At 63.7% G+C, this 14570-nt stretch carries 11 protein-coding genes; all 11 read left to right on the top strand.

Annotation, left to right across the window (positions count from 1 at the left end; translation table 11 throughout):
- Window positions 1-6: 6 nt before the first annotated feature.
- The 11 genes from VFB18_RS11405 (at window position 7) to bamA (ending at window position 14552) form a co-directional block, all read left to right on the top strand.
- Complete coding sequence (locus tag VFB18_RS11405) at window positions 7-729, top strand: ABC transporter ATP-binding protein (RefSeq protein ID WP_324975125.1); 723 nt, start codon at window positions 7-9, stop codon at window positions 727-729.
- A gap of 201 nt (window positions 730-930) precedes the next feature.
- The gene (dnaE, locus tag VFB18_RS11400; protein WP_324975123.1) at window positions 931-4410 is read left to right on the top strand and encodes a DNA polymerase III subunit alpha; all 3480 of its coding nucleotides are present in this window, start codon (window positions 931-933) and stop codon (window positions 4408-4410) included.
- A gap of 196 nt (window positions 4411-4606) precedes the next feature.
- Window positions 4607-5512, top strand: a complete 906-nt coding sequence (gene rpsB / locus VFB18_RS11395) for a 30S ribosomal protein S2 (protein ID WP_324975120.1) — start codon at window positions 4607-4609, stop codon at window positions 5510-5512.
- Window positions 5513-5560: 48 nt separating this feature from the next.
- Window positions 5561-6457, top strand: coding sequence for a translation elongation factor Ts (gene tsf / locus VFB18_RS11390; protein WP_324975117.1), 897 nt, complete (start codon window positions 5561-5563; stop codon window positions 6455-6457).
- Between the two features lie 84 nt (window positions 6458-6541).
- On the top strand, window positions 6542-7288 hold the full coding sequence (pyrH, locus tag VFB18_RS11385) for a UMP kinase (protein ID WP_324975114.1): 747 nt from the start codon (window positions 6542-6544) through the stop codon (window positions 7286-7288).
- Window positions 7289-7375: 87 nt separating this feature from the next.
- The gene (gene frr / locus VFB18_RS11380; RefSeq protein WP_324975111.1) at window positions 7376-7933 is read left to right on the top strand and encodes a ribosome recycling factor; all 558 of its coding nucleotides are present in this window, start codon (window positions 7376-7378) and stop codon (window positions 7931-7933) included.
- 63 nt (window positions 7934-7996) lie between these two features.
- Window positions 7997-8743, top strand: a complete 747-nt coding sequence (locus tag VFB18_RS11375; RefSeq protein ID WP_324975108.1) for an isoprenyl transferase — start codon at window positions 7997-7999, stop codon at window positions 8741-8743.
- A gap of 65 nt (window positions 8744-8808) precedes the next feature.
- Window positions 8809-9600, top strand: coding sequence for a phosphatidate cytidylyltransferase (locus VFB18_RS11370; RefSeq protein WP_324975104.1), 792 nt, complete (start codon window positions 8809-8811; stop codon window positions 9598-9600).
- Between the two features lie 9 nt (window positions 9601-9609).
- Window positions 9610-10836, top strand: a complete 1227-nt coding sequence (gene dxr / locus VFB18_RS11365; RefSeq protein WP_414675685.1) for a 1-deoxy-D-xylulose-5-phosphate reductoisomerase — start codon at window positions 9610-9612, stop codon at window positions 10834-10836.
- Window positions 10837-10877: 41 nt separating this feature from the next.
- A complete protein-coding gene (rseP, locus tag VFB18_RS11360) occupies window positions 10878-12026 on the top strand; it encodes an RIP metalloprotease RseP (protein ID WP_324975180.1) in 1149 nt (382 codons plus the stop codon).
- A 156-nt stretch (window positions 12027-12182) separates the two neighbouring features.
- Window positions 12183-14552 carry an outer membrane protein assembly factor BamA gene (bamA, locus tag VFB18_RS11355; protein WP_324975102.1) on the top strand — a complete coding sequence of 790 codons (2370 nt, stop codon included), beginning with the start codon at window positions 12183-12185 and terminating at the stop codon, window positions 14550-14552.
- Window positions 14553-14570 lie beyond the last annotated feature (18 nt).

The raw sequence follows: 14570 nt of genomic DNA, 5'->3' as shown, positions 1-14570 counted from the left end.
CCGAACGTGGATAGCCCGAGAGCCCAACCGCAACTCCGCCTCGAGCGCATCGAGCGCGGCTATACGCAAGGCAATCGTCGCATCGAGGTGTTGAGAGGGGCGTCCGCCTCGTTCTTTCCCGGCGAGACAGTCGCCCTGCTTGGCCCGTCAGGCGCCGGCAAATCCACCCTTCTGCATATCGCAGGGTTGCTCGAGCGTCCTGACAAGGGGGCCGTTGTCATCAATGGCGTAGACTGCGGCAAGCTCACCGACAGTGAACAAACACGCATGCGGCGCATGGAAGTCGGCTTCGTCTATCAGTTCCATCACCTGCTCCCCGAATTCTCGGCGCTCGAGAATGTTGTGCTGCCGCAGCTCATTCTGGGGCTCACGCGCGATAAGGCCGAGGAGAGGGCGCGCGAGCTCCTGAGATCGCTCGGCCTAGACCAGCGCTGGGACCACCGGCCGGCGCAGCTGTCGGGCGGCGAGCAGCAGCGCGTGGCCATCGCCCGCGCCGTCGCCAACGAACCGAAAGTGCTTCTGGCGGACGAGCCGACCGGAAACCTCGATCCGCCGACCGCCGAACGGGTGTTCGAGCAGCTCTTGAAGCTCATCAAAACATCTGGCGTGGCAGCGGTCGTCGCCACGCATAATCTCGACCTCGCCGCCCGCATGGACCGCACGCTTCGCCTCGCCGATGGCGTCCTGATCGAGGAGGAGGTCGTCGTGGCGGAAGTCGCGACCGACTAAGTCTTCCACCCCTGCCGCATCACACGGCCGACATCAATATTTCGACATAAAATCAGTCTGTTAGAGCCTGGACGGCGCAGATAAGCCGACACGCTTGAGTTATGAACGAAACAAGAACATGATCGTGGAAACCGTGGATATGTTCAAGGTGCCCGAGCGTGCCTCCTTGTACGCCGGGACGAATCCGGCGGCTCTTAGCTGATGACGCAAGCGACCGCAAAACCTGAACCCTTCGTGCATCTGCGCGCTCACTCGGCCTATTCGCTGCTCGAGGGCGCGCTCACCATCCCGAAGCTCGCCGCGCTCGCACGCGAGGACGGGGCGCCCGCGCTTGCCCTGACCGACTCGAACAACCTCTTCGGCGCGCTGGAATTCTCCAAGGCGCTCGCCGAGCAAGGCATTCAACCCATCATCGGGCTAACGCTCTCGCTGACGTTCTCGACCGAGAAAGACGCTGGCCCGCTAGGGGGCGAAATCAGGGGACCGCGCAGCGATGGGCGCATTGCGCTGCTCGCCAAGGATGCCGGCGGCTACGCCAATCTCATGCAGCTATCGACCAACGCCTATTTCGCGGCTGCCGAGACGGGTGAAATCGTTACGCATTTCTCCGCACTCGCCGCCCATGCGGAAGGCCTCATCGCCCTGACGGGGGGTCCCGAGGGCATCGTCGATCGTGCCCTTGCCGAGGGCAGTCCGGAGCTCGCCCGCCATCGGGTCGAGAGCCTCAAGGCCCTATTCGGCGACAGACTCTACGTCGAGATCCAGCGGCATGGACTGCCGCAGGAGCGAAGCGTCGAGCCCGCACTTATTGGTCTCGCTTATGATCTCGACCTTCCCCTCGTGGCCACCAACGAGTCCTACTTCGCGAGTGCCGACGACTTCGAGGCGCATGATGCCCTGATCTGCATTGCGGAAGGAAGCTATGTCGCGGTCGACGACCGGCGCCGCTTGAGCCCCGAGCACTATTTCAAGTCCGGCGCCAAGATGCGGGAATTGTTCGCCGATCTTCCCGAGGCGCTTGACAACACGATTGAGATTGCCCGCCGCTGCGCCTATCGGCCCAAGGAGCGCGAGCCGATCCTGCCGCCTTTCCTCTCCGACGGCGACTCGGCGGTAGAGCGCGCTGCGACTGAAGCGGCGGAGCTGAGGCGTCAATCGGAGGCGGGGTTGAAGGAGCGCATCGCCCAGCACGGAGTCGCGCCGGGAGAGAGCGTCGAGGCGTACGAGACGCGTCTAGCCTTCGAGCTCGATGTCATCACCCGCATGAACTACCAGGGCTACTTCCTGATCGTCGCGGACTTCATCAAATGGGCCAAGGCGCAAGGCATCCCCGTGGGCCCGGGCCGAGGCTCGGGCGCGGGCTCCCTTGTCGCCTATGCGCTCACCATCACCGACCTCGACCCCATCCGCTTCGGGCTGCTGTTCGAGCGCTTCCTCAATCCCGAGCGCGTATCGATGCCCGACTTCGACATCGATTTCTGCCAGGACCGGCGCGATGAGGTGATCGCCTATGTGCGCGAGCGTTACGGCGCGCATCGCGTGGCGCACATCATCACCTTCGGCAAGCTGCAGGCCCGCGCGGTGCTGCGCGACGTCGGCCGTGTGCTCGGGATGCCCTATGGACAGGTCGATCGGCTATGCAAGCTTGTGCCGATGAACCCGGCCAACCCGATCACCCTGCCGCAGGCGATAGCCGCGGAGCCGAGGCTCCAGGAAGCCCGCGACGCCGAGCCAATCGTGGCCAAGCTGCTCGACATTGGCCAGCGTCTCGAAGGCCTCTACCGCCATGCCTCGACCCATGCCGCCGGCGTCGTCATCGCCGACCGCCCGCTGATCGAGCTCGTGCCGCTCTATCGCGATCCGCGCGCTCAGCTCCCCGCGACGCAGTTCAGCATGAAATGGGCTGAGGCCGCGGGCCTCGTGAAGTTCGATTTTCTGGGCCTGAAGACGCTGACGGTCATCGAGACAGCGCGGAGACTGATCGCGCGGCGCGGAGCCGAGATCGACCCCGCGAAAATTCCCCTCGATGACACATCGACTTACACGTTGCTGCAAAAGGGCGATACGGTCGGAGTGTTCCAACTCGAAGGTCAGGGCATGCGGGACGCGCTGCGCAAGCTGAAGCCAGACCGCTTCGAGGACATCATCGCGATCGTCGCGCTCTATCGCCCCGGCCCGATGGACAACATCGACTCCTATGTCAACCGGAAGCACGGCCGCGAGGGAATCGAAACCCTGCATCCGATGATCGAGCCGATCCTGAAGGAGACCTATGGCGTCATCATCTATCAGGAGCAGGTGATGCAGATCGCCCAGGTCCTCTCCGGCTTCTCGCTTGGCGAGGCCGATCTGCTTCGCCGCGCTATGGGCAAGAAGATCAAGAAGGAGATGGACGCGCAGAAGACGCGTTTCGTCGAGGGCGCCGTCAAGAACGGCGTCGATCGCGCGCGCGCCGAATATATCTTCGAGCTGGTGGCGAAGTTTGCGGGCTACGGCTTCAACAAATCGCATGCCGCCGCCTATGCCCTGATCGCCTATCAGACCGCCTATCTCAAGGCGAACTATCCCACCGAGTTTATCGCCGCATCGATGACGCTCGACATGGGCAACGCCGACAAGTTGAATGGCTTCGCCCAGGAGGCGCGCCGGCTCGGCATTCGCATCGAACCGCCGTCGGTCAATCATTCCGAGGTCGGTTTCGTGCCGGGAGAGGGCGCCATTCGCTACTCGCTTGCCGCAGTCAAGAATGTCGGGCGGCACGCCGTCGAGCATCTCTGCGAAGAGCGCGCGGCGCGGGGACCCTTCCGCGACGTTTCGGATTTCGCCCGCCGCATCAACCCGCGTCTCCTCAACAAGCGCGCGGTCGAGACCATGGCGGCAGCCGGCGCGCTGGACGAGCTCGGCATCGATCGGGCAACGGCCCTTGCCAATGTCGATCGGCTGATCGCTGCCGGCAACCGCTCGCTTGAAACGGCATCGGAGGGCCAGGAGGACCTCTTCTCTGGCGCGATGCATGTGCCGCCCCCGATCGAGCTTCGCCCGGCGAAGCCCTTCGTTCCGACCGACAAGCTCTCGCGCGAGTTCGAGGCGATCGGCTTTTTCCTCACCGGGCATCCCCTCGACGATTACAAGGAGGTGCTGGAATCGCTCGGAGCCGAAACCTGGGCCGAGTTCGCGGCCAAGGCCCGAACGCGGCGCGTGGTCGGGACCCTTGCCGGGACCGTGCTTCACGCGCGCGAGCGCAAGGGCAAGACCGGCAATGCTTACGCGTTCGCCGCCTTCTCCGATCCGACCGGTCAGTTCGAGGCGGTCATCTTCTCGGAATTGCTGGCCGCCTCGCGTGCGCTCCTGGAACCCGGAACCGCGGTCTTGCTCGATGTCGAGGCCGAGGCCGACGGCGAGGCGATCAAAGTCAGGGTGCAGCGCCTCGTCTCGCTCGAGAAGGCGGCGGAGGGGCGCCACTCCGGCATGAAGATCTATCTCGACGACACGCGCGCCCTTGGTCCGCTCGTCGCACAGGTTGGCACGAAAGGGGGCCAGGGCCAGTTCCGTCTCGTGCTCAGGCTCGACGACCTCTCGCGCGAGGTCGAGTTCGTCCTGCCGCAAGGGATCGACGCGACGCCGAAGCAGCGCAGCGCGCTCAAGCTGGTCGAGGGGGTGTCCTCGATCAGCGCGCTGTAAAAGCGCCGGATTCCTCGGCTTTTTGCCCGCATGAGCCCTTGCAAAGTGGGGTTGTGCCCCCTATAAACCGCCAATCTCACACGCGGGGCCTAGCGTCTCTTCGGCTTCCCAGCCGTTGCGCTCGCTCCGGTGACCGGTCTCAGGGCCGGTCTCTCACCCCGCGGCGGCAGAACCGGAAAAAGGAGTTAGCAGGCCCATGGCACTGCCTAATGTTTCTATGCGCCAGCTCTTGGAGGCTGGCGTGCATTTTGGTCATCAGACCCACCGCTGGAACCCGAAGATGGAGCCGTTCATCTACGGCTCTCGCAACAACATCCACATCATCGACCTCACTCAGACCGTGCCGCTCCTGCATCAGGCGTTGCTCGCCGTCTCGGACGTGGTCGCGAAGGGCGGCCGCGTCCTCTTCGTCGGCACTAAGCGCCAGGCGTCCGAGGCCGTCGCCGATGCCGCCAAGTCATGCGCCCAGTACTACGTCAATCACCGCTGGCTGGGCGGCACGCTGACCAATTGGCGAACCATCTCGAATTCGATCAAGCGCCTGAAGTCGCTCGAGGAAATGCTCGCGGGCGAAACCCACGGCCTGACCAAGAAGGAACTCCTTCAGCTAACCCGCGAGAAGGAGAAGCTCGAGCGGTCGCTCGGCGGCATCAAAGACATGGGCGCTCTGCCTGACCTCCTGTTCGTGATCGACACCAACAAGGAAGCGATCGCGATCGCCGAAGCGCGCAAGCTTCATATGCCTGTCGTCGCAGTCGTCGATTCGAACTGCGATCCGGACGGGATCAGCCATCCGATCCCCGGCAACGACGACGCGGGCCGCGCCATCACGCTTTATTGCGACCTGATCTCGCGTGCGGCCCTCGACGGCATTGAACGCGCCCAAGGGGCCATTGGCATCGACGTCGGTGCGGCCGAGGAACCGGTCGGCGAGCCCGGGCTTGAGGGCGATGAGGCTTCGGAGCAACCGGCCAAGTCCGACCGCCGCAAGAAGCCCCAGCGCAGCGAGGCGAGAGGCCCGGCCAACGGCAAAGGTCGTCCTGATCGCCGCGGTCCGCGCAAGGGCAGGGCCGAGAGCACCGGCGAAGAGGCCGAGAGCTAGAATCACCCGCGTCGCAACCGGCGAAGCGGCTCTTGATAGAGGAACGGCATGACCATTACCGCAACCATGGTCAAAGACCTGCGCGAGAAGACCGGCGCGGGCATGATGGACTGCAAGGCGGCGCTCGCGGAGACGAGCGGCGACATGGAAGCGGCCGTTGATTGGCTGAGGGCCAAGGGCCTCGCCAAGGCGGCCAAGAAGGCTGGCCGCGTCGCCGCCGAAGGCCTGATCGGGCTTGCGGCCGACGCGAAGCAAGCGGCCCTCGTCGAGGTCAATTCCGAGACCGACTTTGTCGCGCGCAACGAGGCGTTTCAGAAAATGGCCAAGGGCATCGCCGAGGCGGCGCTCGGCGCCAAGGGCGACCTCGACAAACTCGCCGCGGCGAAATTCCCTGGTGGCAAGCAGAGCGTCGCCGACACTATCAAGGAGGCGATCGGCACGATCGGCGAGAACATGACTCTGCGCCGCACGGCCTACCTGGCGGTGAAGAACGGCGCGGTGGCGAGCTACATCCACAACCAGATGGCTCCGGGACTCGGCAAGATCGGCGTCATCGTCGCGCTCGAGTCGACTGGCGATGCTGAGACGCTCAAGAGCTTCGGGCGTCAGGTTGCGATGCACATCGCCGCCGCCAATCCGCAAGCCATCGACGTCGAAAGCCTAGACAAGACGCTCGTCGACCGCGAGCGCGCGGTGTTGATCGAGCAGGCGAAGGAGTCCGGCAAACCGGCGAACGTCATCGAGAAGATGGTCGAGGGACGTCTGCGTAAGTTCTACGAGGAAGTCGTGCTTCTCGCGCAGTCCTTCGTGCACGACCCTGACACGACCGTGGCGAAGGCCGTCGCGGCCGCGGAAAAAGGGGCCGGCGCGCCGATCAAGATCACCGGCTTCCATCGTTTCGCGCTGGGCGAGGGTATCGACCGCTCGAGCGAGGAGGCGGCCTAGGGATCGCGTTTGCGGAGGGCCCCTCGGGCGATCTCGGGCTATAATGTCCCGCGAAGCCTGCGGCCAAGCGGGGAGGTGAGGCTGATGGCAGAGACGGCACCGGCCAAGGGCCTCCGCTTCCAGCGCATTCTGCTCAAGTTATCGGGCGAGGCGCTGGCTGGCCATAAGGGCTACGGCATCGATCTCGACGTTATCGCGCCCATTGCCCGCGACGTCGCGGCGGCGGCTCAGGCAGGCGCCGAAATGTGCCTCGTGATCGGCGGCGGGAATATCTTCCGCGGTCTGATGGCGTCCGAAGTCGGCATGGATCGCGCCCGCGCCGATTATGTCGGCATGCTCGCGACCGTCATGAATGCGCTCGCCCTCCAGGCGGCGATCGAGCGCGAGGGCCGGCCTGCGCGCGTGCTCTCGGCCATTCCTATGCCCACGGTCTGCGAGGCCTATATCCGCGACAAGGCGCTCGATCATCTCGACAAGGGCAGGGTGGTAATTTGCGCCGGCGGCACCAGCAATCCCTTTTTCACCACCGACACGGCGGCGGCGCTCAGGGCGGCGGAACTGGGCTGCGATGCCCTACTCAAGGCCACCCAGGTCGACGGCGTCTATAGCGCCGACCCGAAGACGACACCGACCGCCAAACGCTATGACCGGCTGAGTTACGACGACGTTCTTAAGCAGGATTTGCGCATCATGGACGGCGCCGCAATCGCCCTTGCCCGAGACAATCGAATTCCGATAATTGTGTTTTCCATCAAGAGCCAAGGCAGCTTGGCTCGCGTGCTGCAAGGGAAGGGTTCCTCGACCACAATCGACGGCGGACGAGGAGCTTGAGGAAGCGCTTAACGATCGCGCGAGCGAACGAATTCATCCCTGACCTCGAGCTTATTTCGGCCGGGGCGGGCCCGCAGGGAAGGCGAGATGTCTGGCTTCGACCTTAAAGAGATCGAACGGCGGATGCGCGGCGCTCTGACCGTGCTCAAGCAGGAATTCGGCGGCTTGCGCACTGGACGCGCCAATGCGAGCCTGCTCGACCCGATCACGGTCATGGCCTACGGCAACCCTATGCCGCTCAATCAGCTCGCGACCATTAACGTGCCCGAGCCGCGAATGATCACGGTCCAAGTCTGGGACCGGAGCCAGGTCGGCGCCGTCGACCGCGCGATCAGAGAGAGCGATCTCGGACTGAACCCGGTCGTCGAGGGCCAGCTCTTGCGCCTCCCGATCCCCGAGCTCAATCAGGAGCGACGCCAGGAGCTGGTCAAGGTCGCGCACAAATATGCAGAAACCGCGCGAGTTGCCGTCCGCAATGTCCGCCGCGACGGCATGGAGCACTTGAAGCGGGCCGAGAAGGAGCACGAGATTGGCAAGGACGAGCACCACGCGCTTTCGACCAAGGTGCAGGACTTGACCGACAAGATTATCAAGGAAATCGACGAGGCCCTTGCGAGCAAGGAAGCCGAGATCATGCAGGTCTAATCGGGTAGGGGGACATGCACGCCGTCCTACCCCAAACCGGAGCAGCCCACCGTGACGTTGGCGATGGATAAGCTTGCCTTCAAGGCGACCGATCGGCCTGTTGCCCGTCATATCGCCATCATCATGGATGGCAACGGTCGCTGGGCCGCCGAGCGCGGGCTGCCGCGCGCCGAAGGTCACCGCAAAGGCGTCGAGGCGGTGAGGCGCACCGTCAGCGCCGCCCAAGAGCTCGGCATTACCCATCTCACTCTGTTCAGCTTCTCCTCTGAGAACTGGTCGCGTCCGCGGCAAGAGATCAACGACCTGTTCGGTTTGCTGCGCCGCTTCGTACGCCGCGACCTCGCCGACTTGCACAAGAACGGCGTAAAGATCCGGGTGATCGGCACCCGCGCCGGGCTCGCGCCTGACCTCCTCAGAATGATCGACGACGCGATCGAGCTGACCAAGGACAACACCGCGCTCAACCTGACCATCGCTTTCAATTACGGCGCACGCGACGAGATCGCCCGCGCCGCCGCCCGCCTTGCCGAGGACGTGGCCAAGGGCGTGCTCGATCCTGCCGACATCACCCAGGAGCGCTTCGCCGCCTATCTCGACACCGCCGGCTTGCCCGATCCTGATCTTCTCATCCGCACGAGCGGCGAGCTCAGGCTGTCCAACTTCCTCTTGTGGCAGGTCGCATACAGCGAGTTCGTGTTCGTCGATTGCTACTGGCCCGACTTCTCCCGCGAGCAGCTCGAGGCCGCCCTCGCCGAGTATCAGCGGCGCAACCGGCGCTTCGGCGGGACCTCGGCGAGATCGACCGCGTGACAGGGAGCCGGACGCTCCCCGAGAATGATCGCGGCGGAGCAGAAAGACCGAAATCGGAAGTCCTCTTGCGGCTCGCGTCTGCGCTGGTGCTCGCTGCGCTCGCACTCGGAGCGGCAATTGCAAGCCCCTGGTCCTTTCTCGTGCTTATCATCGTTGCGGGCGTGATCGTCGCCTGGGAATGGGGGCGGCTCGTAAGGGGCGAGGGGCTCGACCGCGTTGCCATCATCGAGGCGGCCACGGTTGCAGCCGTTGCGCTTCTGCTCACGCTCGGGCGCCCCGGTCTTGGCGCGCTTGCATTTCTTGTGGGCGCCGGAGCAGTCGTGCTGTCGAGCTCGTCCTCGGGCCATCTCGCCTGGTCGTTTGGTGGGCTCCTATATGCGGTACTACCGGCTGCCGCACTCGCCTTCCTCCGCAGCGACGTTTCACTCGGCGCGGTGGCCGTTCTCTATCTATTTGCCGTCGCCTGGGCCACCGACACCGCGTCCTACGCGGCGGGGCGGCTGATCGGGGGCCCAAAGCTCGCGCCGCGCATTTCGCCCCGCAAGACGTGGAGCGGCTTCATCGTCGGCGCGCTGACCCCGGCCCTTGTCGGCTACTTATTCGCGCTCACCCTTAAGGACAGCTCGGCTTGGCGGCTTGCGCTCGCAAGCGTCGCTCTCGCCCTCGCCTGCCAGCTCGGAGATCTGCTCGAAAGCGCGGTAAAGCGCCATTTTGGGGCCAAGGACATGAGCCAGCTCATCCCAGGTCACGGTGGACTTTTGGACCGTATTGATGGTCTTCTCATTGCCGCGATCCTGGCTGGCTTGATCGCGCTCCGCGACCCGGCCAGCCCGGCCCGCGGACTACTCATGTGGTGAAGGAGAACCGTGCTTCAGTCCCCATCATCTTTCACCAGAGAACTGGAGCGGCACGCATCGGCTCCGCGGCGGATCACGGTGCTCGGCGCAACCGGCTCGATCGGCGAAAACACGCTCGACCTGATCGGGCGGAACGCCTCGGCCTATCAGGTCGTGGCGCTGACCGGCGGACGGAACGTCGCCCGGCTTGCCGAGCTTGCCATCCTGCATCGGGCCGAACTCGCCGTGGTCGCCGATCCGAGCGGTTATGCATCGCTGAAGGCGGCTCTCGCCGGCACCGGCATTGAGGCGGCGGCGGGCGAGGAAGCTCTGCTCGAGGCGGCTCGCCGTCCGGCCGATTGGGTTATGGCGGCGATTGTCGGCGCGGCCGGGCTCAGGCCGACGCTCGAGGCGGTCCGGCAAGGAACTGCGACCGCCATCGCCAATAAGGAATGCCTCGTTACCGCCGGGGCGATCTTCATGGCCGAGGTCGCCCGCTCCGGCACGACGCTGCTTCCCGTCGACTCGGAACATTCGGCGGCGACACAAGCCATGGTCGGCGCCAAGCCCGAGCGGATCGAGAGGATATGCATCACCGCGTCCGGCGGCCCGTTCCGCGCCTGGACCCTCGCCCAGATGGCCGACGCCCGTCCTGAGCAGGCGCTGAACCACCCCAACTGGTCGATGGGGCCCAAAGTTACCATCGATTCGGCGACCTTGATGAACAAGGGCCTGGAACTCATCGAGGCGCATCATCTTTTCGCCCTCCCGCCCGACAAGCTCGACGTTCTGGTCCACCCGCAGTCGATCGTGCACTGTCTCGTCTATCTTGCCGACGGCTCCGTGATCGCGCACATGAGCTGCCCCGACATGCGCACGCCGATCGCCTATAGCCTCGCCTGGCCCGAACGCATGCACGTGCCGAACGGCCGCGTCGATCTCGCGAAGCTCGGTGCTTTGACCTTTGAGGCGCCGGACGTGGCGCGCTTCCCCGCCCTCCGCTTGGCGCGGCAAGTGCTCGAAGCGGGTGGCGGCGCTCCGACCGTGCTCAATGCGGCCAATGAAGTCGCCGTTGAAGCGTTCCTCAGACGGCGGATCGGCTTCCTCTCGATTGCCTCCCTCGTCGAGGCGACGCTCGCGGCATGCCCCGATCTCGTCGCCTCAGCGCCTACCACCGTCGAAGCCGTGCTCGCCGTCGATTCCGCGGCGCGCAATCGCGCCTCCGCGCTGTTGAGCCGGTTTGCGTTGGCGGGCTAAGGCGGGCTAAGAAGGGCCCAAATTCGAAGGTAGTTTGCCGTATGGACACAATTCTTAAGCTTGCGGGCTTCGGTGATACCGCGCTCGGCTATCTCGTTCCCTTCATCTTCGTCCTGACTGTCGTTGTGTTTGTCCACGAGCTTGGCCACTTTCTTGTCGCGCGTCGCTGCGGCGTCGGCATCAAAGCGTTCTCCATCGGCTTCGGACCTGAGATTGTTGGTTTCACCGACCGGCACGGCACGCGCTGGAAGATCTCGTGGATCCCGCTCGGCGGCTACGTGAAGTTCATCGACGACGAGAACGCAGCGAGCGCCGGCGGCGGGCGCCGAACGCTTGAGCAGCTCACACCGGAGGAGCGCGCGCGGAGTTTTCAGGGCAAGTCGCTCGGTCAGCGTGCTGCCGTCGTTGCTGCCGGCCCGATCGCAAATTTCCTGCTCGCCATCGTCATTTTTACGGCCATCTTCGGCATTTTCGGCGAGCGCATCACCGCACCCAAAGTGGACATTGTGAATCCGGGTAGCGCAGCGGAAAAGGCCGGATTCCTGCCGGGTGACCGTGTCATCAGCATCGACGGCGCCAAGATCGAGACCTTCGGCGAGATGCAGCGTATCGTCGCCATGAGTCCGGGCCAGGCGCTCCATTTCGTCGTCGACCGCGGCGGCAAGACCATCGACATCACGGTGACCCCGGAGCTCAAGACGATCACCGACCGCTTCGGTAACGAGATGCGGATCGGGCTCCTTGGTATTCAGCGGCAGGCTGCACCCGAGGAATGGACACTAAAGCGTCACGATCCGGCCACGGCCTTTGTGATGGCGATCAAGGAGACGTACTTCGTCATCGCCCGATCGCTCGGCTATCTCTACGATGTGGTGACCGGAAGAGAATCAGCCGATCAACTTGGCGGGCCCATCAGAATTGCTCAAGTGTCGGGACAGGTGGCGACCGCTGGTTTCCTCGCGCTCCTCAACCTCTGTGCGATCATTTCGGTGAGCATTGGGTTGATCAACCTGTTCCCCATCCCGATGCTGGATGGCGGACACCTTCTGTTCTACGGGATCGAGGCGCTCAGGGGTCGCCCACTCAGCGAAGGAACTCAGGAGATGGGCTTCAGGATCGGGCTCGCCTTTGTCCTCATGCTGATGATTTTTGCAACCTGGAATGACTTGATTCACTTGAAATTTTTATGAGTATGGCGTGCAATAACGAGACTCGGAACGGGGGCTGGTGAGCCCCCGCTCTGTTGACGGGGTTTGAATCAAAAATCGGCCACAAAACAGTGGCCAGTTTCGGTCTCAAAGCCAGCGCGGCGGCGGGGATCGGCTTCGAGGGGAAAGACACCAGCAATGGTGCGGTGGACGTTTGCCAGAGGGTTGCTCGCGACCCTCCTAGTGTTGAGTAGCGTCCCGCTCTCGCTGGGTCTCAGCGCAGGGTTCGGCGATCTATCCGCACACGCGCAAGAGGTAATCCAAAGCATCCGGGTCGAAGGCAACAAGCGCGTGGAGCCCGAGACGGTGCGCTCCTATCTCACCTTCACCGCCGGCGATGTTTATGACCCCGCCCAGATCGACGAATCGCTAAAAGCTCTTTTTGCCACCGGTCTGTTCCAGGACGTGCGCATCAGGCGCGAAGGCTCGACCGTGGTCGTGGTCGTCCAGGAAAATCCGATCGTTGCCCGCGTCGCCTTCGAAGGAAACCGGGAGGTCGAGGACGACGCACTCGCCGCGGAGGTTCAACTCAAGCCGCGCGCGGTCTACACGCGCGCCCGCGTCCAGGCCGACGTTCAGCGCATCCTCGACGTCTATCGGCGGCAGGGTTATTACGCGGCCGCGGTCAATCCCAAGATCATCAACCTCGACAACAATCGCATCGATGTCGTGTTCGAGATCAACGAGGGGCCGACCACCAAGATCAGGGCCATCAATTTCATCGGCAATGAAGCGTTCAGCGATTCGCAGCTCAGGTTCGTGATCTCGACCACGCAGACGAATCTCTTGAGCTTCCTCAAGAACACCAATATCTACGACCCCGACCGGTTGAGCCTCGACCGCGAGCTGCTCCGGCAGTTCTACCTTAAGAACGGTTATGCCGACGCGCGCATCGTCTCGGCGACGGCGGATCTCGATCGCGACGGACGAGGCTTCTATATCACCTTCACCATCAGCGAAGGCGAGCGCTACCGCTTCGGCGCCATCGACATCGAGAGCGCACTCCCCTCGCTCAACATCGACGCCTTGCGCGGATCAATCCTCACTCGAACCGGGCGGGTCTATAACGCCGAGAAAGTGGAGAAGACCGTCGAGGCCTTGACCATCGCCGTCTCGCAACAGGGTTATGCATTCGGACAGGTTCGGCCCCGCTTCGAACGCGACGAGGCCACCCATACCATGGGCATCGTCTACGTCATCGAGGAAGGTCCACGCATCTACATCGAGCGCATTAATATCGTCGGCAATTTCCGCACCGAGGACAAGGTGATCCGGCGCCAGTTCCGGTTGGCCGAAGGCGACGCTTATAACCGCCTCCTGGTCGAGGCGGCGCGGAAACGGCTTCGGGCGCTCGGTTTCTTCAAAACGGTGGATATCGACACCGATCCTGGCAGCGCGCCAGACCGGGTGATCCTCACCGTGAAGGTTCAAGAACAGCCGACTGGGGAGCTCTCCTTCGGCGCCGGCTACTCTACCAGCGAAGGCGTGATCGGCGACGTCAGCATCACCGAGCGCAACTTGATGGGCAAAGGCCAGTATGTCAGGCTTGGCTTCTCCGGCAGTCTTGAGCGAGCCCAGGTCGATTTCAGCTTCACGGAACCGCAGTTCCTCGATCGCAACATGGCGGCGGGTTTCGACGCCTTTTACAAGACGGTTGACCTGACCAATGTCGCCTCTTTCCAGGAGCGAGACGCGGGCGGCGACGTCCGTATCGGTTTCCCCATCGCCGACAATACGCAGCTCGGCTTGCGCTACAAGTTCGAGAATGAGGACATTTTCGACGTGAGCGACAACGCCTCGCTCGCCGTCAAGCAGGCCGCCGGCACGGTCAATGTCTCGAGCGTCGGCTACACGGTCGCTTACGACACGCGCAATCTTCCGCAAGCGCCAACAACCGGCGTTTTCGCGTCCTTTTCGCAGGATCTCGCCGGCCTTGGCGGCGATGTGAACTATGTACGTTCCGTGGCCGACGCGCGCGCCTACTATCCCATTACCAATAAGGTCACGCTGGTTGGTCGGGTGCAGGGCGGTGATATTTTCGGGTGGGGAGGTCAGGATGTCCGCCTGACCGACTTGTTCTTCAAGGGCGGAGAGACGGTGCGCGGCTTCGAACGCGCAGGCTTCGGTCCTCGTGACGCCTGCGAAGACCCAATCGACGGCCAGAGGATAAAGAATTGCCGGCGCGACTCTCTCGGCGGCCAGATGTTCTGGGCGACGACCGCCGAGGTGCGTTTCCCGTTCCCGTTCATCCCTGACAACCTTGGCATGCAGGGTGCGGTGTTCGTCGACGCGGGCTCGCTCTGGGACCCGAGCCAGCTCGCGATCAATGCCGTCAACCAGGAAGGCAGCTTCATCTTCGACAGCTCTCAGGTTCGCCTGTCCACCGGCTTCAGCCTCATATGGCAATCGCCGCTCGGCCCGCTTCGCGCCGATATCGCCCAGGCCCTGCTTAAGGCCGATTTCGACCGAACCGAGATTTTCCGTTTCGGTGCCTCAACGAACTTCTAAAACAAGCGGATTCCGTTT

Source organism: Methyloceanibacter sp. (assembly GCF_035650995.1).
Classification (GTDB): Bacteria; Pseudomonadota; Alphaproteobacteria; order Rhizobiales; family Methyloligellaceae; genus Methyloceanibacter.
Note: the sequence above shows the minus strand (reverse complement) of the source record. Positions and strands in the feature narration are given on the sequence as shown.

Bases quoted from the DNA above. Each gene is read 5' to 3' on its own strand.
- dnaE (WP_324975123.1), top strand. From the start codon at position 931: ATGACGCAAGCGACCGCAAAACCTGAACCCTTCGTGCATCTGCGCGCT.
- rpsB (WP_324975120.1), top strand. From the start codon at position 4,607: ATGGCACTGCCTAATGTTTCTATGCGCCAGCTCTTGGAGGCTGGCGTG.
- tsf (WP_324975117.1), top strand. From the start codon at position 5,561: ATGACCATTACCGCAACCATGGTCAAAGACCTGCGCGAGAAGACCGGC.
- pyrH (WP_324975114.1), top strand. From the start codon at position 6,542: ATGGCAGAGACGGCACCGGCCAAGGGCCTCCGCTTCCAGCGCATTCTG.
- frr (WP_324975111.1), top strand. From the start codon at position 7,376: ATGTCTGGCTTCGACCTTAAAGAGATCGAACGGCGGATGCGCGGCGCT.
- VFB18_RS11375 (WP_324975108.1), top strand. From the start codon at position 7,997: ATGGATAAGCTTGCCTTCAAGGCGACCGATCGGCCTGTTGCCCGTCAT.
- rseP (WP_324975180.1), top strand. From the start codon at position 10,878: ATGGACACAATTCTTAAGCTTGCGGGCTTCGGTGATACCGCGCTCGGC.
- bamA (WP_324975102.1), top strand. From the start codon at position 12,183: ATGGTGCGGTGGACGTTTGCCAGAGGGTTGCTCGCGACCCTCCTAGTG.